We start from the raw sequence: 24,530 nt of genomic DNA on the forward strand, positions 1-24,530 counted from the left end.
GCGACCTCTACCCTTAAGTCCGAGGATTGGAGTAATGAATAGTCTGATTTTAATTTCTCCCCAGCAGGCTTGGGGCTTTCAACCAATTCTTTCTGGTTAAATTGATTTACACTCACTTACTTAACAAACAACGAACTCGACTAAATTAGCATTTTAAGAGGTTGACGGTATGCACAGCGCTTATATCAATCGGATTGGGAAATTTTTGCCGGGGGAACCGATTAATAATGATGAGATGGAGGAGTATCTAGGCAAAATTGCCTCGCGCCCTTCGAGAGTCAGACAGCGCATTCTCAACAGTAACGGAATTAAACAGCGCTATTACGCGATCGACAAACAGCAGCAAACACTCTATTCTAACAGCCAAATGGCAGCATTTGCCGTCCGCGACGCGATCGCCCAGGCAAATTTGGAACCAGGGGCGATCGACTTATTAGCCTGCGCTACCACTTTACCAGACTTATTAGTACCGGGATTTGCCAGCACAGTACATGGGGAACTTTCTGAATTATCTCCCCTAGAAATAGTTTCAACTCAAGGAGTTTGCTGTGCGGGAGTTACCGCCTTAAATTACGCCGCGTCTCAACTCGAACTCGGCAAAAAACAAACAGCAATCGCCGTAGCCTCCGAATTTCCCTCGCGCCTGTTCAAAAATAGTAAATTTGAAGCAAAAACATCAGTTAAAGCCGGAAAACCCCTACCTTTCGATACAGAATTTCTGCGGTGGATGCTATCCGACGGCGCCGGAGCATTTTTGCTACAAAACCATCCCAACAGCGCAGGAATTAGCTTAAAAATAGAATGGATTGAGCTAATTTCCCACGCCAACGCCTATCCAGTTTGTATGTATTCAGGATTAGCCAGCGAAACATCAACCAAAAGCTGGTTAGATTATTCATCTTACCTCGATGCAGCCACAGCCGGAGCTTTTGACTTGCGGCAAAATATTCGCTTGCTAGACAATGTAATGAAATTAGGCGTTGAAGGTTGGCTGAGCTTGATTAAAAACGGGAGAGTTTGTCCGCAGGAAATTGACTGGCTGCTGTGCCACTATTCGTCTCACTTTTTCCGGGGACAAATTGTCGAACTTTTGGAAGAAGCCGGCTGCATGATTCCCGAAGAAAAATGGTTTACCAACTTGTACTCGCGGGGAAATACAGGCTGCGCCTCGATTTATTTAATGTTAGAGGAATTGTTCAATTCTGGCAAATTGCAGCCGGGACAAAAAATCTTTTGTTTTGTTCCGGAAAGCGGTCGCTTTACAACGGCATACATAATGTTAACTGTTGTGGAAAGCACCAAGAAACCTATGACTTCTCAAAGTTCTAACTCGATTGAATTTTCCGAAGCTTCACCTCTCGAAAATCTTAAACCGGAAATGTTTTACTCTCCGCAAGCTTATTTGTTGCGGGAGTTAGCCTGGATTTGGCTGAGATTCGATCGCGAAATTCGTTCTGTTCCCATCGTCCGCAAATTGTACCGGGGAGAGTTTACAATAGAAGACTATCAAGCTTTGCTGTGCAATCTCCGCCCGCAAGTTGTCGAGGGAGCGCGCTGGATTGCTCGGGCTGCATCTAACATGACTGACTTTCGTTTGCGATCGACTTTTATCGGCCACGCCCAAGACGAACACCGCGACTATCAAATGCTAGAACAGAATTATGTTTCTGTCGGAGGCGAGTTGTCAAAAATTGTCGAATATGATAAGAATATTGGCAGCGAAGCACTGTCAGCTTTTATCTTCCACCAAGCATCGCGGGAAAATCCGGTTGATTTAATTGGCAGTATGTTTATTATCGAAGGATTGGGCAATCGCTTGGCGGGAAAATGGGCAAAAGAAATCAAAGAAACTCTCGGTTTGCAAGACGAACAAGTATCGTTTTTAGCTTATCACGGAGCTAATGACGAGTCGCATTTAGCCAAATTAGAAAATTTGATTAATGCAGAGTGGATGACGGATGACATCGCCCGCCGCATTGTCAAAACCGCCCGCGTTACTGCTCGTTTATATTTGCTGCAATTGGAGGAAATCCGCTAATGCAAAAGCTGCAAAAACAAGATATCAAAAATCTCCCCGATGAGCGGAAAATCCCCTATGCTACGAAACCGTACAACCGCCGAGATCCGAATGTTTGGGACGTGCTGTTTTGCGATCGGTCAATTCCCGTCGATTTAGTGGCAAAAGCATATATGATGCGGGATTTGCAAAACTGGACTCGCAATTATTTGCTCATCCCGATCAAAATAATTGCTAACTTGTTGCTGGCGCTAATTATGACAGCAAAGCGTTTGTTGCCATTTCAATTTCGCGCTTACACTTTAATGCACAAATCCGCTGCATTTTTCCTAAATAACTTTGTCTCGCCCGAAGCTTGTTATTTAATTGTGCGGCACATCAGCATCGGTTCCAACATTATCAACTTCTTAATTGATAACGGCCCGGATACCGAGATTGAAAAGTCAAAACTTTATCCGCGTACAGTTAGCGATTTAGCAGAAAATGCCTTTCTCGAACACGATTTAATTTTGTATAACTTTGTCTGGGATTACAACCAGGCAATGCTGACAAATCCCAACTGGTTGCAGCTCGTCAAAAAACGCGGAATCAATTATGATAGCATTCAACCTGTAGAATTTGCAATAGATTTTCAGAAACCCAGGTGGCTGAGGATTTTGGATTTAGAATCTGCGATCGAATTGTTTAAAGTATTTTATTCTCTGTGTTTGACTAGCGACGAATTTGCGCGAGCAGTGATGTCGCTTCAGTTAGATGAAAACTTCGGAGTCTACGTCAGCGAGATTACCGGAAATCATGACTGGAATCATGTAATTGTCAACCGCCACCCCCTAGCACCAAATAGTCCGTTTAATGCAGCACGAGACTTGTTTTTGCACGGAATAATTTCGGAATATCTTTATCGGTACTTGGAACTACAAAAAGAGATGAGCATTGCTGAAAATTAGGGTAAGTCAACCCTCAAACAAAAACAATCAAACAGGTTCGATCGTTCGGACTTCAGTCCGCATAAATTCAGGTTCGATCGTTCGGACTTCAGTCCGCATAAATTCCCGCGAACTAAAATGCTCACAACCAACACTTTTTTAAGGATAATTAAGTGATATAATTTGATTTGCTGAATCCTCGAAAACCTCTAACCCGATCCACCCAACAAGTTGCCAAAAATTCTTGATTTCAAGATAAATGCCACAAAAAATATCAAGCCACAGCTAGCTGTGGTTGTTCTGCTAATTTCGACAAATCCTGATACATCACAATCCACTTACCTGTAATCGGATCGCGGTAAGTCATAAACGGATTAGATTTTAAAGGTGCGCTGCAAGATTTAACCGTCATTTTTTAACACTCCCTATAAATGCTCTTGAATAACTACTACAACACCACACCTTTAATAATCGGATATTTTGCCTGCGATTCCCGTGATTTGTACCTCAACAATAGGTGATATTTTAGGCATTTTTTGGTGACAGATAGCACGGCCTCATGTGATTAAAAACCGCAGGGCCAGTGAGCCGTATCACCAAAACCCCTCCGAAAAATAATTTTGTCTTGTTCCCTTTGCCGCACAGCGTCAAGAGACCCACTATTTTCAGCAAAAATCTGATATTATTAAGTAAAGTAAAGATGTTTATCAAAGATCCCCTTACAAACTTATGGCGCTATTTGGATTTGGCAAAAAGTCGAGCCTGCCCTCTTCCCAAGACGCATTGCCGGGACGGGCAGAGTTGATGCCGGTACCGGCAACTCACTTTGTTAACGGCAATCCCCTCAAGCCTCCGTTTCCAAACGGGATGGAAACTGCGGTGTTTGGTATGGGCTGTTTTTGGGGCGCGGAACGCAAATTTTGGCAGGAAAATGGCGTTTTTTCGACTGCGGTTGGCTACGCTGCGGGGATTACTCCGAATCCTACTTACAATGAAGTTTGCAGCGGGATGACTGGACATAATGAAGTTGTTTTGGTTGTGTTCGATCCGAAAAAAGTTAGTTACGAAACACTGCTTAAAGTTTTTTGGGAAAGCCACAATCCGACTCAAGGAATGCGTCAGGGAAATGATTCGGGCACTCAATATCGTTCGGGAATTTACACCTATTCAGCCACCCAAAAGCAGCTTGCTGAAGCTTCCCGTGATGCTTACCAGCAAGCTCTGACACCGGCCGGCTACGGTAAGATTACTACGGAGATTATTGATGCTCCTGAGTTTTATTACGCAGAAAGCTATCACCAGCAGTATCTTGCTAAAAACCCGAACGGTTATTGCGGTTTGGGCGGTACTAAGGTTTGTTTGCCGGCTATGTCTCAGGCTTGAGTGTTGGTTCCGCTTGATGGGGATACAACAAGGTTCGTTGGTGTCAATTTAATGTTAAATGCAGTCACAGACTTCTGTTGGGCGACTAAGACTCGATCGCCCCTAGCCCCCCGAATCGTTGCGGGGGGGCAGGAAGCGATTTAATGTTAAACCCAGTCGCAGACTTCTGTTGGGGGATTAAGACTCGATCCCCCCTAGCCCCCCTTAAGAAGGGGGGGACAGGAAGTTATCAAAGTCCCCCTTTTTAAGGGGGATTTAGGGGGATCTGGCCTGGGGTAAAAGCGAGATTTCTCAGGATTCAGACTTGATTTGACACTAATGAACACAGCAGTGTCCCTACAGCATAGGGCGAGAATTTCGCCACAAACAGCGGAATATGTTAGTAGTTGAAAATAGGTGATAAATGCTGACTGCTGTTGTAATTATCAATTTAATGATATCTCTGGTCTGTTTTTATATAGCTGCGAGAGTGTGGAAAATCAGGCGGACGATCGCACGTTTTGAAGTTCGGATCGCTGCAATCGATCGCTGTAGCAGCAATGTCCTCAGCAAATCGCCGGATTTCTTGGCAAAAAGACAGCAAGGTGTGCACCAGTTACGCCGGAATTACCTACAACTGGAATTGCAACTGCAACAGGTTCAGCAACTTTTGGGATTGCTGGGTTTGGGACGGATGCTTTGGCGGCGGCGCGATCGACCTTTGAGGTAAGCTATCCTAAAATTGTATGGAGAGAAGTTATAAAAATGTCAAGTAAACGTTCAGGATTATTTATTGGCGGTCTGTTGGTGGGTTCGGCGATCGGGGCCGTGACGGGTTTGCTGATGGCACCGCGAACGGGCAAGGAGACGCGGCAGATATTGAAAAAATCGGCCGATGCTTTACCGGAGTTGGCGGAGGATTTATCTACTAGCATCCAATTGCAGGCCGATCGACTTTCTGAGACTGCACTGCGAAATTGGGACGAAACTTTGGTTAGACTCAAAGAGGCGATCGCAGCGGGCTTAGAAGCGACTCAGCGCGAACGTCAAACCCTGTCGTCGGAAACAGAAGTCGAAGTGAGTCCCCCGTCACGCCCTTCCATCCGCTAACAAGGCGAGGAGCGATCGAAAATAAGCTATTTTAGTCATTGCGAGCCGATCGCAATTCTTGATTTACTGCAACACTTAGGTCAGCCCCAAATCCGAGATTCAAGTGAGTGACCCTATATTCTGGCTAGGACTTTCGATTTTGCTAGTGGCGGTTAGCCTAACTGCTGTTTTAGTGACTTTAATACCTGCGGTGCAAGCGCTAGCAAGGGCAGCCCGCAGCGTGGAAAAGCTGGCTGACACGCTTTCTCGCGAGTTTCCGCCAACTTTGGAGGCGATTCGGTTGACGGGGCTGGAAATTAGCGAGTTGACGGATGATGTCAACGATGGGGTGCAAAGTGCGGGGGAGGTTGTCAAACAGGTCGATCGAAGTATTGGTAGCGCGAAGAAGCAGGCGCAAAATGTGCAGGTGACAACTCGCAGTGTGGTAACTGGGGTGATGGCTGCTTGGAAAACTTTAACTCGGAAGCCGCCGATTTCTGGGACAAATCGCCGATCGACCGATCGATTGTCGCAGAGTCAAAGAAGTGCGATTTCGCTGAGGGATTCGGGTTTGGATGACAGGTATTCTGGGAATTACGCTGCGGGTGCGGGTAATGGAGAATCGCCACGGTTGAGGAATGGCGAGGGTTCTGGTTTGCCGGCGGATGCTGAAGATTTTGAGGAAGTGCGATCGAGCGATTCTTGATGTGGGTGCATCTGGCGCAAGGCAAATATATCCGTAGGGGCGAAGCATGACCGCAGTCAATATGAGATTATAACTAATAACTTATATGCGGTCATGCTTCGCCCTCTTCAAAAACCAGATGTACCCCTTGATGTTTTGGATAGTAGATCGAAGAAGCCTCGGCGGTTGAAACCGCGCGTAGAGCGAGGAAGCCTCGGCGGTTGAAACCGCGCGTAGAGCGAAGAAGCCTCGGCGGTTGAAACCGCGCGTAGAGCGAAGAAGCCTCGGCGTATCGAAGAAGCCTCGGCGGTTGAAACCGCTGCTACACAAACAATGTCCGCCTCCGCGGACGAAGAGAAGAGAGGGTTGATTTGTGGGATTTGTTTGGGTTGTGCGATCGCACATCTAATCTTTTTTATCCAAGTCTTCTGTTTTTGGAGTTTCTGAAGTTGAGGGGAATGTTAATTGGATGTTGATATCCATTGATATTGTACTTTGCTCCAACCAACCTATATTAACTATTTTTATTAATGCTTCTGTAGGTACAGAATTATTTATTTTAAATTCAGGAGAAGACTGAGTTTTATATCCGGCTTCCTGTAGCCGATCGCAAATATTGCGCCAATTTCCTACAGGTTCGTTAGGTACATCTGCGATTTTTTTAACATATTGGTATAAAGTTTTACATAAATAAACCTCTGCACTTTTGGAAGTCTGAAACAGTTGTCGGGCGATTTCGGCGGGGCTGCAACCGGAAAGCAAGCCTCGGAGGTAGAGTTTTTCGGTTTCTGTGAGTCCCCTGCGCGATCGGGGTGAGATTTGCCGTTTAGCTTCTGCAAAAGCTTGGTAGAGCCTTTCTAAGTCCCAGTTTTTGGCGGCTTCGGCAAATAAGTCTTCCTTGGATGCCATTGTTGGATGTGTTGAGATGTGACTAACGACAGCATAACCGAAATTGCTAGCCTTTGTTAGTTGACATTTAAATTTATAAAGTGTAATGTTACAGATATTAGCTTCACTTGAGTTCGTTGACGCGGTGTGACGCCGAGTAGAAATACTCAGATTCAACAATGGGCGCGATCGGTGCAAGGAACCTCAAAGCTAATATCTGCGAACATCAGACGGCGCTAGGTAAAGTTTTTTAACAAAAAAACAGTATTTTGCATAAAACTTGCGGACTAAGCCTGATAGATAAATAGAGCTTGATTAAGTACCGCTACTGTTGCGGTTCATCGGGGCTTAGGGTGCATTAGGGCGATCGGCCGATCGGCTTTTAGAACAACTTGTTTATTTAGTCTAAGCAAACACAGGCAAGTCTATGTACTTGTCTCTAATCAACACGAGGAAATAACGTGTCTAATTTTTTCACGCCTGAATTTAATAACGAAAGTGCGATCGCTCCTTGGAATGCCAGCCTAGAACCGATTAAGGCTATTATCCCGCAGCTAGATGCTAACCGCGTCCTAACCGGGGGTGTCGGTGAGGAAGTTAATCTCCCGACTTTAACGCCTGAAGCCTTTGACAATATCATTTTGCCTGACGATTTGCTAACCCGGATGGCTAGTGCGACAACTGACACCAACAGCAGTTTACCGGATAGCTCTGTCGATTTGCTAACAGGTCAGGCGATGTCAGAGGTTTATGGGGATTTGAGTAAGTTTGCGGCCGATCCAGATTTCGCGGCTAAGCTGAATGTGCCTTTTGGGGAAAACTGGGATGCTGCGGCTGCGAAAGCCTTAGCAGAAGCATGGTTTCAAGGAGATTTTAGCGATATCCCGCCGGTGAAGGTTGTCTCATCTGCTGAGATTGGTGGGGCGAATGGGGCTTTTGCTGCGGCGACGGATACGATTTATTTATCGAAGGAATTTTTGGCTGGGAATGCGGGGAATCCGGCGGCGATCGCGGATGTGTTGCGGGAAGAAATCGGGCACTCTGTTGATGCGCGGTTGAATGTTACAGATTCACCGGGTGATGAGGGGGCGATTTTTGCTGCTGTTGTTCAGGGGAAGGAGTTGACTCAGGGTGAGCTTCAGGGGTTGAAGAGTAAAGATGATACAGCAACTGTTTTGCTAGGTGGTGAAGATACCACAATAGAAATGAATCAGCAGCAGTGGAGAGTTTGGCGTTATACAGATCCGAGGGGCAAGAATAGTGATTTTTGGCTAAAGCCTGACGGTAGTAGCGATCAGAATGGAAGTCGATCTGATGGTAAAGATGGTATTAATATCAATTGGGGCCAAGGCTCTCCTTTTGATCCCCCTAACACTGATATTGTTAACAAACTTGACTATTTTGCTACGTCTGGTGCGACCCAAGCCACTTTTGAAGCTGGTAAGAGTTACAATTTTAGAGTCAGTGCAGATGATGCCCTGATAATGGCTGCCAGGCAGATTGGAAAATCAAATTTTGATGTTATCACGCCCCTGAGTCAAGATAGAAAACAATTTGAATGGCAGACATTTCCAAACGGAATTTTTAAAGAGTATAGTTGGACTCCCTCTCAGAGTGGGCAATATTACGTTTATTTTTGGCATTATGACAGAACAGGTGATGCTAATCTCAATATTTCTTGGGAAAAAGTGAATGGTAGCAGCTACATATCTGGACTTTCTTCATTAACAGATGATCAATGGGATCGGCAAAGTGGTGATGGCAATCAATTTAATGATAACAACAGGGATTCGGGTAGAATAACTGAAATTGATGAATCCCTACCTGATGTTAAGCAAGTCTCAAAGGATCTTTCCACGGCGCTTTTTGGTAAGATTCTATCTCTAGACACTGGCTATGCTTACGATTACACTAATGGCAACCCCGGTGGTGATCCTTATAATGGAAGCACGAAAGCTCATGCAGGGATTGACTATAGAGCAGGCGTTGGGCAAGAAGTCTCTGCAATAGTTGGGGGTACAGTAAAAAAAGTTACAGACTATGGTTCAATAGGAAAATTTGTCACTGTAGAAAGCTTTGATGGTAGACGGTGGATATATGGTCACATCCAAAACAGTAAACAAGAGGGCCAGGGTGTGTCTCAAGGAGAAAAAATTGGCACAGTGGTAGACCAGGTAAACAATCAGGGAAACAATACACACTTCCACCTTGAAGTTGACTCCCCTCCTTTTAATGACAGCATTATTGGTGGTATTAATCGCTTGAATAAAGATCAGTCAAACCTTAGTTTTGTACGTCAAAACACAATGAGTCCACTTCAAGCCTACTGGAAATATCGGAATAATATAAAAGAATAAATGCTGTTGATTTTGGGTTGGGTAATTTTTTTTTAAATGACTCTTTCATCTGACCTGAATTTTACCTCCTGCCAAAAGCAATTACTCTCGATTTTATTCCCATCCCATCCAGTTTTAGTTCCAGTCAAATTCACATCTTAAAAAATAAAGATGCCATTAAGATTTACCAATGATAATGATCTTGTTCGCTTACTCGGCGATAACACCTCTGAATCTATCACCCTATCCCCCGGACAACTAACAAATATACCTGCTGGTGCATGGGTTCTCGCCGGAAATGATACAGTCATAGGCTCTGCCGACAGCGAACTAATTTTGGGAAATGAAGGTCAAGATAGCATTTCAGGTGGTGCTGGTAACGATACCCTGATAGGTGGTAAAGATAACGATTTCGTAGATGGAGGAATTGGCAACGACTCTATCCGAGGCGATTCTAATGAAGATATCATTAGAGGCGGAGATGGAAACGACAGTTTATTTGGTGGCAAAGGCAACGATCAACTCTTTGGCGATGCAGGAGATGATTTCCTCTCAGGCGATCAGGGAAATGATACCCTCATAGGTGGACTGGGAAACGATAGATTTGTACTGTCAACAGGTGGCGGTTTAGATATCATCACCGACTTTGGAAATGGGAGCGATTTTATCCAAGTACCAGCAGGTGTAAATATCAGTGACATCTTGATTCAAGCCGCAGGTGTTAATACCCTACTTAGTCTTAGAAGTACAGGTGAACAATTAGCCCAACTGAATAATGTTCAGGCTTCCAGTATCACAACTGCAAGCCTTTTGTTGCCTAATCAACCACTGCTTGAGAGTCCTGGGACTGTAAATACACCAGGACAACCTCCACAGCCTTCTGATCCTATTTTTGTGTTGCCTAATGTGCCACTTCCTCCTATTCCATTTTAAAATGTAGTGGTATCGCCCCTTTTATGCTTAGGGGCGATGGTTTTTTTCCCAAAGTGCGATGCTACTTTCAGTGTCGGTATCTATGAGGACTGGTCAAAGTGCGATCGCGCTTATTGTCCGAAAGTGCGATCGGATCGTATCAAGCTTTTATCCGTTACAAACTCATAGTAATACGACAGGAATGTGCGATCGGAAATTATCAAAATCTTTATCAGTAGTCAAAATGCTATAACCACGACGATGAGCAACAGCACATAACAGAAAATCAGTATTTTAACCCTGAACGCCATTACTGCGACAGGTATTGAAAAACTCTGCGACTAACTCATAATCTTCAGTTGTTAGCTCTAAATCAGGAAAAGCACGAAGATACTCTTGCAATCGAATAAACTGTTCCTTGTAGCGCACCCCAGAAAGCACCTCCTGACGAATAGCCCCCAGTAAAACAACTCGTCCATCTGCAATCAAATCGCGTAGGACTTTAACGATCGCGATCGCATCGTTTGTTGTGTTGCGTCGCAATGCCAGCGACCAAACGGAACTATCAACAAGAACATTCATGTTGTTTGTCGCTGTTCCTTGTAGTTATAATCTTCATCGTATTCAATACTACCAAACAATTCCAATATTTTTAATTGTTTGCGACGTTGAATGTACTCGCGTAAAGCCGCTTCGATCAATGTAGTAGGTGTTGGATGGTTACTCAAATCAAGGGCTTCTTGAAGAAGAGTTTTGTCAATTTCGAGCGTAGTTACCATGTATTTTCCTCGTGCAAGTAGGGAATGACGCAGTTACAACCGAACAATGCTGTAATCTTAGTGTAGCACTCAAACTCCATCAATAGTGCGATCGCCCTTATTGTCCGTGCATTGCGATCGCCTTTCCCATGCCGAATCCCAAAGGGATCTCGCCCTTATTGTCCGAAAGGGCGAGATCCCTTATTGTCCAAATAACCAAAATGGCGATCGCTCTTCCTCTCCAAATTTAACCCACTTGCAATAATTCTTGAGAATGTATTGAATTCGGTACGCCATAAGCTGTATAAGCTCTTACTTCTGGCGGTTGAAGTCCTAAAACAATTAACTTAGGGGGAATGCCCGCTGCTACTAATTCTTCAGCGATCGAGCGATCGGTATTATTAGCTTGAATCCAAACTTGACCGTCGATAATATCCATATGTATGACGCAATCGTGAATTCTTCTCCCCTGAAACCATCCCATCGATAGCAACATATAGCGATCGTTTTCTAGATCGAAAATTACTTGAGTTTGTACCTCACTTTCAGAAGCGAAAAAGCTTGAATATTCATTAAGAATCACTTTGACAATCTGGCGGCAATCTGCTATGGTATCCATTTAACAATCTCCTCCATTTCGGGATTAAAAACAATTAACTTTAAATGATTATCGATCAATAAAATATCGGCAAATTTATCTTCAATAAAAAGCTCTTCAAAAGACATCACCGGCATAGCAAGATAGAGCGTTCTTTCCGGTTCAGTTTGTTCTAAAATTTTCTGATAAAGAATGTATTGTCCCAAGGCTTTCTCTAAATCTAAAATTTTAGAATCACTGATAAAACTTTTAACTTCAACAGCTATCTTAGACTGATTATTTTCAGCAGCAATCAGTTTTTCGGCTCCGAGATCGACAAATAGTTTTCGCTTAGCCCATTTCACTAACAATGGATCGTGAGTGATTTTCCAGCCAGCTTTAATAAGTGCCTGTTTCACAACAGGATGATAGTAATCTTTGGCTGACACTCTTGCTCCTTTTTAACGCTCTATGAGGATGCTTTAATTATAGCAAATAAATTACCGACATTACTACCAAAGTAAGCGCGTGCGTTCGCGAAGCGTTCCCGAAGGGTAGCTATCCCCTAGGAATCGCCCTTTTTGTCCGAAAGTGCGAGATCCCTTTTCCCCACATAACCAAAATGGATCTCGCCCTCTGCATTTAATTCACGGGATATGGCTCAGCTAAACCTAACTCTGCCATCAGTTGCTCGTGAGAAACATTGCCACTTCGCTCTTGCTTTGACTCCGATTTCCGAAGCGGTTCTGGAATGTCAGCGATTGTCAAAATGGGTAACGTCAATGCTTCTTTAAACCACTCAATATTTTTCGCTAATTCTTCCAAGCTTTTTCCCCAAGGTTCCACAGCATTTTCAGTACATCCCGCGATCGCTCCATTTTCTTGATAAAACACTTCCCGAATGATATAATCGCCGTTATCTTCCAGAAACACTCGATAATTCCATTTAATTGTCATACATCCTTCTGTTGTCCTTGAAATAAAAAAGTATTCCCCTCTTTTTCGCCAATACGCTTAATTTCTACAATCTGTACCTGTTATTCAACATTATAGAAGACTCGAAACTCCGCAATCCGCAATTCCCATTCCGCCATACTATTAGGTCGAGTGCGCTTGCGATTGCGAGTCTCAACACTAGGTTCATATTGCAATTGCACAGGAATTTCGCTCAAGATTTGTTGTTGCTCGTGCTTCTTAAAGTATTTTATGTCTTGTATTGCTTGCGGAGTGTATTCAATCTGGTACATTTAGTTAATTTATTAACTAAATGTACTCATTTTTTAATTATTATAGCCAAATTTGTAACATTAAGCGATCGCTCCTTTCCATCCAGCTATCCCAAAGGGATCTCGCCCTTATTGTCCGAAAGTGCGATCGCTCTTATTTAAATTATGTTAATATCGAAGCATGGATAGTGTGTGTGTATAGACTGCAAGGCGTTGAGTTTGAATGGGACACAAACAAATTCCAGATTAACCTAGAAAAGGATGGCATTAGCTTTGAAGAAGCCGCAGAAGTTTTCTTCGATCCATTCTATCAGGAGGGAGATGCAACGGCTAATGACGAACAGCGTAACTTTATCCTGGGTTACTCCCGCACTCAACGCCTATTACTGGTTGTTTATGTAGAACGCAGCTTGCGAATACGCATCATTTCTTCCCGTCCTGCAACCCGCACTGAAAGGAAATTATATGAACAATTCTGAATCAGAAATAAAATTGCAATTGCGACCTCGTACAGCGGAAATAGTCTCGCTAAACATTCCAACAGATACTTTAGCATCACTTGAGAAAATAGCGGCAAATCGAGATATGTCTGTACAAGCATTGCTTAAGTTTTATATAGGGCAAGGTTTACGGGAAGACTTAGCTAAAGTCTTTTCAGAACGCTTGCTGGACAAAACTGCTCAAGTTTTGGCTAGGCACCTTGAGTCAGTCGAAGAAATATCAACTATTCTTCGAGAAATTCAAGCTGAAACAGCACGTTAAATGATGGCTGGATTTCATTACAAAACTAAAAGGCGAGATCCCTTATTTTCCGAAAGTACGATCGCCCTTATCGAACTTCTATTCCCCTCACATTACTAAGCAACTGCAAGTTCATATTGCAGAACTAAAATTTCATCTGCTTTCAAAATAGCCATAGCATATTCAATCCCTTGACTATCAGAAAACTCCACTAAATACTGAGATTCCTTTCCCGTATCATACACTTCGACAATAGTTCCCACAAGCCCTACTGGCAAACTAGAAACAGATTCGTATTCCGGTTCCACTAGAGTTAATCGCGTATTTGAAACCGGCTTGAGAATTGCCACAGAATCCAAAAGTCTAAAGTTTTTTATCATGGTTTAAAAAAGCTGAAATCAAACGAGGGTTAGAATTAGTCCGAGTAATTTCCCAGATTGTCCGAAGCTCAATCCCCGCTGTATCGGGTATCGTCCAATCAACTTTAAACTGTTGCCCAAAATCAGTAGTATTTTCTTGGACAACTTCACCTTCAATGGCTGCTTTTTGAATAAGCTCTTGCAAAACTTCTGCATTGTTAGCCGTGATTCCCAAAACCGATGCAAAAACTCTGGCTTTGTGCTTTCCGCGAGAATGCTCTGGATTTAAGCAGTAGCCGACTAGCTTTTGCAGAGAAACTTCAGCCCGATCGCCATTGGGTAGTTTCATTATAACTCCTGCTCACCCCCTAATTAGTTTCAATTTTTATTGTAAGGTAGATGCTTTGTCCGAAAGTGCGATCGCGCTTATTGTCCGAAAGTGCGATCGGCTCTCTCCCATCCCCAATATCAAAGGGCGATCGCCCTCCCTAAGTTAAAATATAACTTATCAGATTCAGAAAGGACAAGTTATGCCTGTAAACTGGAGAGAACATATCGTTAGTACCCCCGACGTACTGCGAGGCAAACCAAGAATCAAAGGAACTAGAATTCCCGTTAGTCTGATTTTAGGATATTTAGCATCAAATAACACTGTAGAACAAATCATGGACGAGTTCCCAGATATCGTCAAAGAACAGATAGCTGCTTGTCTTGATTATGCTCGCGATTTGTCGGATTTTGAAACAGTTGCCTAATGAGTTTAAGATTGTTCATCGATCAATGCCTTCCTAAGTCTATTATTCAAATCCTTCGTGATACCGAGCATGAAGTTTTTGTATTGGGAGATTACATCCCAATTGAATCTCCCGATATTATTGTCATTGCCAAAGCTCAGGAATTAAATACCATACTTGTTTCTCTGAATGGAGACTTCGCAGATATTGTGACTTATCCGCCAAGTTCATATTAAGGAATCATTTCTATTCAACTGAGAAATCACCCGGAAATTATTCCTCAGTTGATGGCAAGGCTAACAGAATACTTATCATTGCACGATAGTGAGGAGCATTATCGAGGTAAATTACTACTGGTAGAAGTTTACAGAATTCGCATTCGAGAATAAAAATTGACAGCGAAATCCCTTTTCCCCCAAATAACCAAAAGGGATCTCGCCTTTGCCATGTCTAATTCCAAAATGCGATCGCTTTACACATATAAAAGCTGATTGGCAATTTCATCAGCCGTTAGCGTATTTAACAGAATAGCCGCTCGTTGGGCAATCTCATAGGCGTTCTTTTGAGGAACTACAATAATGCCAGAATGTTCCCATCCTGCTGTCATATATTCTAAATGTAGTCGTTCAAAATCTACGCGATTATGAGTGAGCAAACATCGACAGATGCAGCATAAGCCAATTGTTGGCTATCCGATCGACTCAACATTCCCTGTTCGATGGTTGTCGTCACATCAAAACCCCTAGCCCGTAACAAAGTAGCTACCAGCCTAGAAACATCTTCATCTGTATGAATAGTTGCAAATAGTTTCACGGTTTTTTCATGGCAGCTTTAACAGCCGGATGAATCAATTCTTCAGGAATTCGATTGCGCTCAATATAAGTATTTATTTCTTCCTGGTTATCTAAATAAAAGCTCAGTGCGTCAAAAATTTGAGCTAATTTCAGATGAGGTAAGTGCATCGGAATTTCTTCAGGAGTAATACCCAAACGCCACAATTCCACGATCGCACGAACGGAAGTTCTCGTTCCTGCGATAATTGGTTCCCCTTGCAAGATTTCAGGGTGACGTGCGACATAACGCGAAGCAGATTGTGTAGTCATGGGAGATTAAGCGGACACATCGATCTTGATTATAACTTACGCTAAAACGCCATCAGGCTAGTTGTAGTTTAACATAACCTAATTTTCACTTTTCAAATGTTAAGCTTATTTAACTATAAAGCCTGGTTTCGCTGCTGCTTTGAGTGAGGGAAAAGACATGAAAATTCGAGAATCTTTTGGTAAGAGTGTCTGGAACAATTCTGAGGGCTGGTGCTGCGAGCCTCTTGACCCCATACCGCCCGGTCATATTGCCTTGGCCGTTGAAGCAATTTCCCTAGATCTTGTAGACTGGGATATCGAAGAAATTGGCGAAAAAGCAGGTTTTGATATTCAGTACAGATACACGGGAGTCAATGACCCGAAAGATGAATCTTTAGCTTGCGTAACTCAGTTTGTGGGCATCTATGAGGACTGATCAAACCTCGATCGCGATTTAGAAACTTTGATTGCAGCAGGCATTCCGCGTCATCTATTTAAAATACTCACTTCTAACGATGACATCGATTTGAAGCCTGTAACGCAATACCTCAAAGCTGTCTCATAATGCTTTGATTGTAGCGCAATTCTTCTTTTTTTGAAGGGATCTCGCCCTTTTTTTCCGAAAGTGCGATCGGCTTTCCCATGTCGAATCCCAAAGGGATCTCGCCCTTATTGTCCGAAAGTGCGATCGCCCTTCGCTAATTTACCGCACGTTTAAGAATTTGACCGACAACTCCGTACCTGTCGCCAACCAGTCCATCAAGTTCATGTTCCATATCTTCCAACCAGCCCAGCTTACTCGTCCACTTACCATTCACTAATTGTCTAGCTGCATGAGTTGGAATACCGTTTAAGTCAACATATATCGCTATTTTCTGATATCCAACTTCTAATAAATCGTCCTTGCAAATTTCATATCCCAGCATTTAATAAGCCTGAATATATGCCTCTATAGTCTCTTTTTGCGACACACCGTCATGCCAATAAAATTGCTCTCCAGGTATCGGTTGCCACCAACGATCGTCTTCTTCAGCAGCCCATGCAAAACAGTTATATTCTTGAGATTTGGGACTGGTAACTTGATAATCAGTCCCAGACAAATTGGGCCACTTAAATTCAAATTCTGGTCTTTTATACATTCTCTTCAACCGCGTAGCCTTGATTTCTCCCCCACTCTATCCAAGCTGATCCCATCTGTTTTACCCTTCCCCTTTGTTCTGGTTTAATGGGATTTTCACCAGTAATTGCACTCAAAGCGGATAACCAGTAAAGGGGATTATTATTCAGTTCCGATAGTAACAGCGGCACAATTTTAGTTCCCATCTCAATAATTTCTTGATAGGCCGGATGCTCAGACATCTGGGTAGTTGAAGACAGTCCAGCAACATCTTGCTTCCAATCCGAGGCTAGTGCATGAAATTTGTCAACTATATCAGGGGAAATTTCTGCTTTTTTGGGGAGGCTATTTTTAGCGGTATTTTGTGAATAAACTTCTGCCTGTGCGAGCAAGTTTTCTATGCCTATTAAAACTAACTCTTCTATCGAGATATTTAAGTTGTTCGCGACTTGTTGTAATTTTAGTAGGCGTTCATCTGAAAGGGCGATCGCTATCGTGTTCATCTGGCTTACCAACTAGCATGATGCCTTAAGTAGCAAGCCAATTACTCACCTTTTATGCGATCTGACAGTTGTTGCTACAGTTTTGAAAAAAGGTCGATCGCCCTTATTGTCCGAAAGGGCGATCGCCCATCAATACATTTTACTTCGTTCCACCATATCCCGAAGCAACAATCATCGACCCAATACCCGAATCGCTGAAGATTTCTTGCAGCAAAGCGTGTTCCAGGCGACCATCAATAATATGAGCAGCCTTAACACCCTGAGCTAAACTCCGGACACAACAATTAACCTTGGGAATCATCCCCCCAGAAACAATCCCAGACTCAATTAACTGTCGAGCCTCTTGAATATCTAACTTCACAATCAAACTGTCTGGCTGGTGATAATCCTCTAAAATTCCAGCAGTATCAGTCATCAAAATCAACTTTTCCGCACCCAAACCAGCCGCAATCTCCCCAGCCACCGTGTCAGCATTAATATTGTAAGATTGACCGTTTTCATCCGCAGCCACACTCGACACCACCGGAATATATCCGCTGTTGACCAAAGACTCCAAAATCTGGATTTTTACGCCGCTGACTTCGCCCACAAACCCAATGCCCTCGCGGCCATCTGGACGAGCTTGAATCAGATTGCCATCAATGCCGCACAACCCTACTGCTTTGCCGCCAGCTTGGTTAATTAAGGAAACAATTTCCTTATTTACCTTCCCCACCAAAACCATCTCCACGACTTCCATCGTGGCGGCATCAGTCACCCTCAAACCATCCTTAAATTGTGGCTCAATGCCCAGCTTTTCCAGCCAAATATTAATTTCCGGGCCTCCGCCGTGAACCACCACCGGACGCATCCCCACGCAGGATAGCAGCACGATATCTCGTATTACCTTTTCTTTGAGACGGCCATCCTTCATCGCGGCACCGCCGTATTTGACCACAATTGTGCGGCCGGCAAACTGTTGAATGTAAGGCAGTGCTTCTGAAAGCACCTGAACCCGATTGGTTTCTACGTTCCTGGCAAAATCGCTGTGTTTGAGCATATGAGGACAAATGGCTAAAAACTTAAGTCTAAAGTTTAATGTCTCCAGCTATCATCAACAAACGCAAAAAGAATGAAGAAGTCATTAGTCAGCACTCACCAGACAGATTAATCTCCATGCACCCATGCCCGATCGCCCGTTGGCGCAGCCCTCCAAGAGTATCCCGAATTCAAATAGGTTTTCTTAATAATTTTACTTTAATCTTTCTATTCTAACTTATACAATTCTTGCTAAAGTAAATAAATGTATCGCTACCCAGATTTACTTAACCTTTTATGTTAACTGCTGTTGCCCCGGACTCCGAAAACCTTCAATACAAGCTACCATCAGACGCTGACTCGTCCCCCCGGATGACCGTATTTTGCGATTTAGACGGGCCCATAGTCGATGTGTCCGATCGCTACTACACTACCTATCAACAGGGATTGGCCGACACCCAAGCAGCCTACGGGGTTCAGGGAATCAACCTCAAACTCCAAATTCTCAGCAAACAGCAGTTTTGGCAAATGAAGCAAAACCGAGTGCCCGATGCTGAAATAGCCAAAAGTTCCGGCTTGTCGGGAGAAGAAATTCATGTTTTTCTCGGATGCGTGACTCGGATTGTCAATCAGCCCGACTTGTTGCACTTAGACCGCATCCAGCCGGGAGTGCAGTGGGCGATCGCACTTCTGCATTCTCGCGGCGTGCGGCTGATTTTAGTCACCCTGCGGCCGAGAAATCAAGCCGTTCAACTATTGCAAAATTACGGTTTAGCCAGACTGTTTACCAGCATTCGCGGGACTCAGATGACAGATGCCGCCTATCACAACTATACAGCCTTAAAAACTGAATTATTGGCTGAAGTTGCAGAAGAATTTGAGTCATCCCTGAGTTCGGCTTGGATGATCGGAGATACCGAAGCAGATATCCTCGCAGGACAAGCATTGGGAATACCTACAATTGCCGTTACCTGCGGCATTCGCAGCCGCTATCAACTGCAAAAGCACCAGCCGAATTTCATTCTTAGCGACTTGATTATTGCCGTTCATCACTTATTAGGTTCGGGACAACAAGTGATAGTAGACTGACAGCCGTTAACAGTTAACTGTTATTAGTTAACTGTTATTGGTTAACTGTTATTAGTTGACCAATAACCAATAACCAATAACTAATAACCAATAACTAATAACCAATAACCAATAACTAATAACCAATGACTAAGATTTTTCTAATTTCCGAGTCATTTCCCACAAGCGATTGAGGGGAAAATAAATCACCGGAGCCCAAAGACTGCTGAGAATAGCAGAACACAAAGCTATTCGCTGGTGATAGCTCCAAATTTCCAGCAAAGCCCGATCGCCCATAGCGAAAAATTGCAGCCCCATCACCGTTTCCGCCACCACCGCCATCCCAAACACAATTAAGGCGATCGGAATCGGATCTCTCTCAACAATATCAGCCGGAATCGACCAGGTTTTCAGCAAAACAACCGTCAAGACTCCTACAATAACTAGACTTACAGCGTGGGTGGGATGAGGAGCCGTCATTGCATCTTGAACAAACCCCAAAACCAAGCCCATACTAGCAGCTCCCCAAACTGTACGTTTCCGCTTAATACTCCAAGCTACCAACCAAATTAACAACCAATTCGGGCTAATTCCCAACAATTCCATTCCCGGCATCCGGGTGGGTAATATTAGTATGCAAAGCAGCACAGAAATAAATGTAACGCCGAAATTGAGAAATTGGCGCAATCGCGAAGACATCCGAGGTAAACGCTTCATTACTGCTTTGCTCCCCCCGAAGGTGCAGAAGATTCACCCTGGGAAGCCTTGAGTTCGGCTTGCTTAGAGTGGGGGTAAACAACCGCCCACTCCAGAGAATTCATCGGTGCAGAAAACTCAACAATGGCTTCGGGAGCCGGAGTTTTATTCATATCCACCGAAACCACTTTTCCCACCGGCAAACCGGCAGGGAATAACTGACTAAAAGAAGAAGTTGAAACCACGTCCCCAGGCTTGACATTGGGAACATTATCAAAAAACTCCATCACAGCCTGATTTGGGCCTTTTCCGCGCATAAAACCCATGTTGCGACTGCGGGTAATTCCCACACCCAACTGACTCGTAGGGTCGCTGATTAACAGCACCAAGCTAGTATTAGGAGTAACGCTGACAACCCGACCTACCAAACCGCCCGGGCCCATGACAGTAAAATCTGTTTTGATCCCATCATTACTGCCGCGCCCCAAAGTTACTTGCTGCCACCAGTGGTCAGCACTGCGGCCAACAATAGGAGCGACAATCCCTTTAGGTTTCTTAGCCGAAACGTAACCTAAAAGCTCTTTTAACTTCTGATTTTGAGTTTCTGATTCTAATAACTGCGCTCGCAATTCTTGAGTGCGTGCTGAGATGAGCTGTTCTTGCCCAGAGCCGTTAGCTTGAAATGGACGAGTCACCCAATTGTAAACTTCAAACAGTGGAGCACCTTGTGTTTGTCGAACTCCCCAAGCGGCAGTTACAGCTAAACCTAAAAGAGCAATTGGCAGTCGCAGATCCCACCACCTGCGGAGTGTGTTTTTTAGCATAATTCCAGTAATCTAAAATTGTTATGTCAGGATTTTAGATTTTCGATGGCAGCCCTATTTCTCAATCCAAAATCCCAAATTTGTTAACTACATATTGCGCGATGACTGCCCGCTGAAAACCCGTTCCAACTGTTTGTTTTCCAACACCCTACCAGTCCCCAAAACCACGCAGCACAGGGGATCGGCTGCCACATGAGTGACAATTCCTGTTTCGTGACTGATCAGAGTATCTAAACCTTTCATCAGTGCTCCACCACCGGCGAGCATGATTCCCCTGTCAATAATATCTGCTGCTAATTCCGGGGGTGTGCGTTCCAAAGTACGCTTCACAGCTTCCACAATTACTGAAAGCGGTTCCGACATACTTTCACGAATTTCTGGGCCTTTGATTGTAACAGTTCGTGGCAAACCGGACAACAAGTGTAAGCCCCGCACTTCCATCATCACGTCGTCATCTTCTGAAGTTGGATATGCAGAACCCACCTGAATCTTAATTTCTTCAGCAGTGCGTTCGCCGATGACTAAATTGTGAACTTTTTTCATGTATTGGACGATCGCCTCGTTGAGTTCGTCGCCGGCCACCCGCACAGACTCGCTGATCACCGTACCTTGCAAACTCAAAACCGCAACTTCCGTCGTACCCCCACCGATATCTATAATCATATTGCCAGTCGCCTCAGCAACAGGCAGCCCAGCCCCGATCGCCGCAGCGATAGGTTCATCAATTAACCGAACTTCTCTAGCACCGGCTTGAGTAGCCGCTTCAATGACAGCCCGCCTCTCAACTCCGGTGACACCGCTGGGGATGCCAATAATGATCCGCGGCGAAACTAAGCTTTTGCCTTCGTGAACCCTGCGGATAAAAGTCTTGAGCATGAGTTCGGCAGTATCGAAGTCGGCGATTACCCCGTCACGCAGCGGGCGCAGTGCTATGACATTCCCGGGCGTGCGCCCGAGCATTTTTTTAGCATCTTCTCCTACCGCCAGCGGTATTTTCAAGTCTTGGTCGATCGCCACTACGGACGGTTCTTGCAGAACAATACCTTTGCCGGATACATAAACGAGCGTGTTAGCAGTACCGAGGTCGATACCCATATCTCTTGATAAGGAAAATCGATTGAGAAGACCCACTGATTTGTACCCCCCCAAACTAAAATACTAATGTGTGCAATAATGTTGTTACAAAAGTGTAACCGAGGTGGATTCTATTACGTTTTTCATCCTGAGTCTAGTCAGAAATTTACATTGTCGAGCATAAGTTGAATGCAGGCTCGCCAATCATCCACAATAAATATGTTCTGGTTAGTGGGTGTAAAATCAGGATGAAGCCCTGATTCGCGCTGTTCCAAGTTAAGTTTGGAGGATCTGGCGCGTCAGGGAAAATTTAACTACATCACCAATCGAGCACATTCCCGAAAAAATTTATGAGTCTTAACGTTGTGACTTTAGTAGGCCGCGTCGGCGGCGACCCAGACGTGAAGTATTTTGAGTCGGGTACAGTTAAGTGCAAGTTGACGCTGGCAGTGAGGCGGCGATCGACCAAAAGTGACGAACCAGACTGGTTTACTCTCGAAATCTGGGGCAAAACAGCCCAAATCGCCGCTGACTACGTTCGCAAAGGCGCTCAAATAGGGGTAACAGGCTCTTTGAAGTTCGATCGCTGGCAAGACCGCAGCACCGGCTCAAATCGCTCGATGCCTGTGATTAAAGTAGATCAGTTAGACTTGCTGGGTTCCAAGCGCGACAACGAGTCAGGTATGTCGCAAAATAGCGAATTCTAGTTTTTGGCGAATTTAGGAAGTAATCTTTGTCAATTGGGTGGCGGCTGGTGAGTTCAGAAAATTTAGAAATTGTTCAAACCGAATATCAAGCAGGTCGAGCAGCTTTTGAGAGTGGTCTGTATGCTCAAGCTATCCAGAGTTTAGAAACAGCTACAGGTTTGGTCGATCGCACTTCCCGGTTGGGCGGCGAGGTGCAGATGTGGCTGGTGACAGCCTACGAAGCCTCTGGCGATACCGAAAGGGCGATCGAGCTTTGCCGCAAACTCACCCGCCATCCCCGCCAAGAAACCCGCCAGCAAGCCAAGCGCCTGCTGTTCATTCTCGAAGCCCCCAAACTGACTATCCCTGACGAATGGACGGTAAAAATTCCCGATTTAGCAGCTTTGGATGAAAATCAATCAATCAATTTTCAAGCCAATCCGAACGCTGATATCAAGTACGCTAAACCCAAGCCTCCCGTACCGGAACCTGTAGATTTGAGTCAGGTTAATACGAAAGATAACAGGTTTATCTGGGTGGCGTTAATTGCAACAATTATAATTTTTTGCTCTTTAGTATGGCTAAGTTAGGCTAACTTCAACTGAATATAGCAATCCTAAATGATTCATGAAGATTTGTAGGGGTAGTGCCCCCGTGCCTATCCCTTATCTATCGGGCTCTTCACGGGCAAGTGAACCCCTACAAGAATTACACAAATGATTTAGGATTGCTATACCACGATTGCAGGTTAATCAGGTACGGTAACAGAAGCTTTGCCACCAGTTTTTTATTTGAGTTAAATCAAATTGTCACAACCAACGATGCTCTCTCGTCTTATCTATAAATACCTCACAGGCTTCAACAGGAGGTTCATAGATGAGAATTTTTGTGGCAGGTGCAACAGGGGCGATCGGTCGTCCGCTGATCGCCCAATTGCACAGCGTAGGACATGATGTAGTAGCGTTGACCCGCACTCCAGAAAAAGCAAGGATTTTAGCTGAACAAGGTGTGGAACCTGCGATCGCAAATGTGTTCGATGCAGATGCTGTCAAAGCTGCTATCATTCGCGCTCAACCGGAAGTAGTAATTGAACAACTCACGGCGTTGCCAAAAACCTACACCCCTGAGACAATGCAGGTCGCAGCAGCACTGAACGATCGCATCCGTCTCGAAGGAGGTGCAAATGTGCTAGCGGCAGCGCAAGCGGCTGGTGTGCGTCGTTACATCAGGCAGTCGATCGCATTTTGGGCAATTCCGGGTACAGGATTGGCCGATGAAGAAACACCCCTAGCCTTAGATACTTCGCCCGCAGTTGCAGACGGAACCCGCACCCTGAATGAGATTGAACATCGCTTACTAGGGAACCCCAATCTAGAAGGAATTGTCCTGCGTTACGGCTTCTTCTACGGGCCCGGCACTTGGTACGCAACCGATGGAGATGTTGCCGAACAGGTGCGGCATCAACAATTTCCGATCGTCGGAAATGGCGAAGGGCTATGGTCTTGGGTTCACATTGAGGATGCGGCACAGGCGACGGTTGCGGCAGTCGATCGCGGAAATCCTGGAATTTACCTGATTGCGGACGATCGGCCCTTAGAGGTAGGTGTGTGGCTTCCAGCTTATGCACAATGGAACAATTCTCCACCCCCTCCTCATGTCTCGGTTGAAGAAGCTCTGCGTGTGGGTGGTGCAGATGCTGTCTACTATGGCATCCAGTTACGAGGTGTATCCAATGCCAAGGCAAAACGCGAACTGAATTTTCAACCGCGATCGCTCGAATGGATGCTTGAAACTGCTGTTGCTCAAGCCAACTAACAATTTAACATCGATCGGGCTAACACTATGAGTTGCCT

Annotated in this window: 35 protein-coding genes and 1 pseudogene; 17 read left to right on the forward strand and 19 right to left on the reverse strand. The window is 44.6% G+C overall.

Going from position 1 to position 24,530, the window contains the following annotated elements; all coding sequences use genetic code 11:
- The first annotated feature begins 169 nt into the window (after nt 1-169).
- Nucleotides 170-2,038: a 3-oxoacyl-[acyl-carrier-protein] synthase III C-terminal domain-containing protein gene (locus QT974_RS06730; RefSeq protein ID WP_333467747.1), complete on the forward strand. Its 1,869-nt coding sequence runs from the start codon at nt 170-172 to the stop codon at nt 2,036-2,038.
- Entirely contained in the window at nt 2,038-2,964 is a 927-nt protein-coding gene (locus tag QT974_RS06735; RefSeq protein ID WP_333467748.1) for a DUF6999 family protein, read from the forward strand. Before QT974_RS06730 ends, QT974_RS06735 begins: the two co-directional genes overlap by 1 nt.
- Before the next feature lie 253 nt (nt 2,965-3,217).
- Here the strand turns inward: QT974_RS06735 and QT974_RS06740 are convergent, their stop codons facing one another.
- Nucleotides 3,218-3,355, reverse strand: a complete 138-nt coding sequence (locus QT974_RS06740) for a hypothetical protein (protein WP_333467749.1) — start codon at nt 3,353-3,355, stop codon at nt 3,218-3,220.
- A gap of 317 nt (nt 3,356-3,672) precedes the next feature.
- Here QT974_RS06740 and msrA point away from each other — a divergent pair, with 317 nt between their 5' ends.
- The 4 genes from msrA to QT974_RS06760 all read left to right on the forward strand — a co-directional run bounded on the left by msrA (nt 3,673) and on the right by QT974_RS06760 (nt 6,100).
- A complete protein-coding gene (msrA, locus tag QT974_RS06745) occupies nt 3,673-4,326 on the forward strand; it encodes a peptide-methionine (S)-S-oxide reductase MsrA (RefSeq protein ID WP_333467750.1) in 654 nt (217 codons plus the stop codon).
- Between the two features lie 403 nt (nt 4,327-4,729).
- A complete protein-coding gene (locus QT974_RS06750; RefSeq protein WP_333467751.1) occupies nt 4,730-5,035 on the forward strand; it encodes a hypothetical protein in 306 nt (101 codons plus the stop codon).
- 35 nt (nt 5,036-5,070) lie between these two features.
- Complete coding sequence (locus QT974_RS06755; protein ID WP_333467752.1) at nt 5,071-5,415, forward strand: YtxH domain-containing protein; 345 nt, start codon at nt 5,071-5,073, stop codon at nt 5,413-5,415.
- 103 nt (nt 5,416-5,518) lie between these two features.
- A complete protein-coding gene (locus QT974_RS06760) occupies nt 5,519-6,100 on the forward strand; it encodes a DUF948 domain-containing protein (protein WP_333467753.1) in 582 nt (193 codons plus the stop codon).
- 384 nt (nt 6,101-6,484) lie between these two features.
- Here the strand turns inward: QT974_RS06760 and QT974_RS06765 are convergent, their stop codons facing one another.
- Nucleotides 6,485-6,988, reverse strand: a complete 504-nt coding sequence (locus QT974_RS06765) for a helix-turn-helix transcriptional regulator (protein WP_333467754.1) — start codon at nt 6,986-6,988, stop codon at nt 6,485-6,487.
- A gap of 620 nt (nt 6,989-7,608) precedes the next feature.
- On the opposite strand from QT974_RS06765, the gene QT974_RS06770 reads away from it, so the two are divergent.
- Entirely contained in the window at nt 7,609-9,324 is a 1,716-nt protein-coding gene (locus QT974_RS06770) for a M23 family metallopeptidase (RefSeq protein WP_333467755.1), read from the forward strand.
- Nucleotides 9,325-9,474: 150 nt separating this feature from the next.
- Nucleotides 9,475-10,236 carry a calcium-binding protein gene (locus QT974_RS06775; protein WP_333467756.1) on the forward strand — a complete coding sequence of 254 codons (762 nt, stop codon included), beginning with the start codon at nt 9,475-9,477 and terminating at the stop codon, nt 10,234-10,236.
- 273 nt (nt 10,237-10,509) lie between these two features.
- Here QT974_RS06775 and QT974_RS06780 read toward each other — a convergent pair whose 3' ends face one another.
- The 6 genes from QT974_RS06780 to QT974_RS06805 all read right to left on the reverse strand — a co-directional run bounded on the left by QT974_RS06780 (nt 10,510) and on the right by QT974_RS06805 (nt 12,797).
- On the reverse strand, nt 10,510-10,797 hold the full coding sequence (locus QT974_RS06780) for a PIN domain nuclease (protein ID WP_333467757.1): 288 nt from the start codon (nt 10,795-10,797) through the stop codon (nt 10,510-10,512).
- Nucleotides 10,794-10,994 carry a type II toxin-antitoxin system VapB family antitoxin gene (locus QT974_RS06785; RefSeq protein WP_333467758.1) on the reverse strand — a complete coding sequence of 67 codons (201 nt, stop codon included), beginning with the start codon at nt 10,992-10,994 and terminating at the stop codon, nt 10,794-10,796. The genes QT974_RS06780 and QT974_RS06785 overlap by 4 nt, the downstream gene beginning before the upstream one ends.
- Before the next feature lie 226 nt (nt 10,995-11,220).
- Nucleotides 11,221-11,592, reverse strand: coding sequence for a XisI protein (locus QT974_RS06790; RefSeq protein ID WP_333467759.1), 372 nt, complete (start codon nt 11,590-11,592; stop codon nt 11,221-11,223).
- Nucleotides 11,580-11,999, reverse strand: a complete 420-nt coding sequence (locus QT974_RS06795) for an element excision factor XisH family protein (protein WP_333467760.1) — start codon at nt 11,997-11,999, stop codon at nt 11,580-11,582. Before QT974_RS06795 ends, QT974_RS06790 begins: the two co-directional genes overlap by 13 nt.
- A 193-nt stretch (nt 12,000-12,192) precedes the next feature.
- Nucleotides 12,193-12,507 carry a hypothetical protein gene (locus QT974_RS06800; protein ID WP_333467761.1) on the reverse strand — a complete coding sequence of 105 codons (315 nt, stop codon included), beginning with the start codon at nt 12,505-12,507 and terminating at the stop codon, nt 12,193-12,195.
- Nucleotides 12,508-12,587: 80 nt separating this feature from the next.
- A complete protein-coding gene (locus QT974_RS06805; RefSeq protein ID WP_333467762.1) occupies nt 12,588-12,797 on the reverse strand; it encodes a type II toxin-antitoxin system RelE family toxin in 210 nt (69 codons plus the stop codon).
- A gap of 20 nt (nt 12,798-12,817) precedes the next feature.
- Between QT974_RS06805 and QT974_RS06810 the strand changes: the two genes are divergently transcribed.
- Nucleotides 12,818-13,255, forward strand: a complete 438-nt coding sequence (locus QT974_RS06810) for a BrnT family toxin (RefSeq protein ID WP_333467763.1) — start codon at nt 12,818-12,820, stop codon at nt 13,253-13,255.
- Nucleotides 13,242-13,538, forward strand: coding sequence for a hypothetical protein (locus QT974_RS06815; RefSeq protein ID WP_333467764.1), 297 nt, complete (start codon nt 13,242-13,244; stop codon nt 13,536-13,538). Before QT974_RS06810 ends, QT974_RS06815 begins: the two co-directional genes overlap by 14 nt.
- 95 nt (nt 13,539-13,633) lie before the next feature.
- Here the strand turns inward: QT974_RS06815 and QT974_RS06820 are convergent, their stop codons facing one another.
- Nucleotides 13,634-13,897: a DUF4926 domain-containing protein gene (locus tag QT974_RS06820; protein WP_333467765.1), complete on the reverse strand. Its 264-nt coding sequence runs from the start codon at nt 13,895-13,897 to the stop codon at nt 13,634-13,636.
- On the reverse strand, nt 13,881-14,225 hold the full coding sequence (locus QT974_RS06825) for a DUF6883 domain-containing protein (RefSeq protein ID WP_333467766.1): 345 nt from the start codon (nt 14,223-14,225) through the stop codon (nt 13,881-13,883). The genes QT974_RS06820 and QT974_RS06825 overlap by 17 nt, the downstream gene beginning before the upstream one ends.
- 181 nt (nt 14,226-14,406) lie before the next feature.
- Here QT974_RS06825 and QT974_RS06830 point away from each other — a divergent pair, with 181 nt between their 5' ends.
- Both QT974_RS06830 and QT974_RS34725 read left to right on the forward strand, forming a co-directional pair.
- On the forward strand, nt 14,407-14,631 hold the full coding sequence (locus QT974_RS06830) for a DUF433 domain-containing protein (protein WP_026794260.1): 225 nt from the start codon (nt 14,407-14,409) through the stop codon (nt 14,629-14,631).
- Nucleotides 14,631-14,846 carry a DUF5615 family PIN-like protein gene (locus QT974_RS34725; RefSeq protein ID WP_442933160.1) on the forward strand — a complete coding sequence of 72 codons (216 nt, stop codon included), beginning with the start codon at nt 14,631-14,633 and terminating at the stop codon, nt 14,844-14,846. The genes QT974_RS06830 and QT974_RS34725 overlap by 1 nt, the downstream gene beginning before the upstream one ends.
- A gap of 236 nt (nt 14,847-15,082) precedes the next feature.
- Here QT974_RS34725 and QT974_RS06835 read toward each other — a convergent pair whose 3' ends face one another.
- Genes QT974_RS06835 through QT974_RS06845 form a run of 3 tightly spaced genes read right to left on the reverse strand, consistent with a single transcriptional unit; the run spans nt 15,083 to nt 15,713 of the window.
- The gene (locus tag QT974_RS06835) at nt 15,083-15,217 is read right to left on the reverse strand and encodes a hypothetical protein (protein ID WP_333467767.1); all 135 of its coding nucleotides are present in this window, start codon (nt 15,215-15,217) and stop codon (nt 15,083-15,085) included.
- Nucleotides 15,218-15,243: 26 nt separating this feature from the next.
- On the reverse strand, nt 15,244-15,423 hold the full coding sequence (locus QT974_RS06840) for a DUF5615 family PIN-like protein (RefSeq protein ID WP_333467768.1): 180 nt from the start codon (nt 15,421-15,423) through the stop codon (nt 15,244-15,246).
- A complete protein-coding gene (locus QT974_RS06845; RefSeq protein ID WP_096828231.1) occupies nt 15,420-15,713 on the reverse strand; it encodes a DUF433 domain-containing protein in 294 nt (97 codons plus the stop codon). Before QT974_RS06845 ends, QT974_RS06840 begins: the two co-directional genes overlap by 4 nt.
- A gap of 157 nt (nt 15,714-15,870) precedes the next feature.
- Between QT974_RS06845 and QT974_RS06850 the strand changes: the two genes are divergently transcribed.
- Complete coding sequence (locus QT974_RS06850; protein WP_333467769.1) at nt 15,871-16,128, forward strand: hypothetical protein; 258 nt, start codon at nt 15,871-15,873, stop codon at nt 16,126-16,128.
- Nucleotides 16,129-16,390: 262 nt separating this feature from the next.
- Here the strand turns inward: QT974_RS06850 and QT974_RS34730 are convergent.
- From QT974_RS34730 to argB, 3 genes and pseudogenes are all read right to left on the reverse strand, one after another.
- Nucleotides 16,391-16,831, reverse strand: a pseudogene (locus tag QT974_RS34730) (DUF7689 domain-containing protein).
- On the reverse strand, nt 16,824-17,312 hold the full coding sequence (locus QT974_RS06865) for a hypothetical protein (protein WP_333467772.1): 489 nt from the start codon (nt 17,310-17,312) through the stop codon (nt 16,824-16,826). The pseudogene QT974_RS34730 and the gene QT974_RS06865 overlap by 8 nt, the downstream one beginning before the upstream one ends.
- A 139-nt stretch (nt 17,313-17,451) precedes the next feature.
- Nucleotides 17,452-18,351 (reverse strand): acetylglutamate kinase, encoded by a 900-nt coding sequence (gene argB, locus QT974_RS06870; RefSeq protein ID WP_333467773.1) that lies wholly within the window; start codon nt 18,349-18,351, stop codon nt 17,452-17,454.
- A 275-nt stretch (nt 18,352-18,626) separates the two neighbouring features.
- Here argB and QT974_RS06875 point away from each other — a divergent pair, with 275 nt between their 5' ends.
- On the forward strand, nt 18,627-19,418 hold the full coding sequence (locus QT974_RS06875) for an HAD family hydrolase (RefSeq protein ID WP_333467774.1): 792 nt from the start codon (nt 18,627-18,629) through the stop codon (nt 19,416-19,418).
- 129 nt (nt 19,419-19,547) lie between these two features.
- Here the strand turns inward: QT974_RS06875 and mreD are convergent, their stop codons facing one another.
- The 3 genes from mreD to QT974_RS06890 all read right to left on the reverse strand — a co-directional run bounded on the left by mreD (nt 19,548) and on the right by QT974_RS06890 (nt 22,012).
- Nucleotides 19,548-20,114: a rod shape-determining protein MreD gene (mreD, locus tag QT974_RS06880; protein ID WP_333467775.1), complete on the reverse strand. Its 567-nt coding sequence runs from the start codon at nt 20,112-20,114 to the stop codon at nt 19,548-19,550.
- Nucleotides 20,114-20,917: a rod shape-determining protein MreC gene (gene mreC / locus QT974_RS06885; RefSeq protein WP_333467776.1), complete on the reverse strand. Its 804-nt coding sequence runs from the start codon at nt 20,915-20,917 to the stop codon at nt 20,114-20,116. Before mreC ends, mreD begins: the two co-directional genes overlap by 1 nt.
- Before the next feature lie 87 nt (nt 20,918-21,004).
- Nucleotides 21,005-22,012 carry a rod shape-determining protein gene (locus QT974_RS06890; RefSeq protein WP_333467777.1) on the reverse strand — a complete coding sequence of 336 codons (1,008 nt, stop codon included), beginning with the start codon at nt 22,010-22,012 and terminating at the stop codon, nt 21,005-21,007.
- A gap of 329 nt (nt 22,013-22,341) precedes the next feature.
- Between QT974_RS06890 and QT974_RS06895 the strand changes: the two genes are divergently transcribed.
- From QT974_RS06895 to QT974_RS06905, 3 genes are all read left to right on the forward strand, one after another.
- Complete coding sequence (locus QT974_RS06895; RefSeq protein WP_333467778.1) at nt 22,342-22,698, forward strand: single-stranded DNA-binding protein; 357 nt, start codon at nt 22,342-22,344, stop codon at nt 22,696-22,698.
- A 47-nt stretch (nt 22,699-22,745) separates the two neighbouring features.
- Complete coding sequence (locus tag QT974_RS06900; RefSeq protein WP_333467789.1) at nt 22,746-23,267, forward strand: tetratricopeptide repeat protein; 522 nt, start codon at nt 22,746-22,748, stop codon at nt 23,265-23,267.
- A gap of 286 nt (nt 23,268-23,553) precedes the next feature.
- The gene (locus QT974_RS06905) at nt 23,554-24,492 is read left to right on the forward strand and encodes an NAD-dependent epimerase/dehydratase family protein (RefSeq protein WP_333467779.1); all 939 of its coding nucleotides are present in this window, start codon (nt 23,554-23,556) and stop codon (nt 24,490-24,492) included.
- The last annotated feature ends 38 nt before the right edge of the window (nt 24,493-24,530 follow it).

It is taken from the genome of Microcoleus sp. BM001215392 (genome assembly GCF_036700185.1).
In the GTDB taxonomy this organism is placed as follows: domain Bacteria; phylum Cyanobacteriota; class Cyanobacteriia; order Cyanobacteriales; family Microcoleaceae; genus Microcoleus.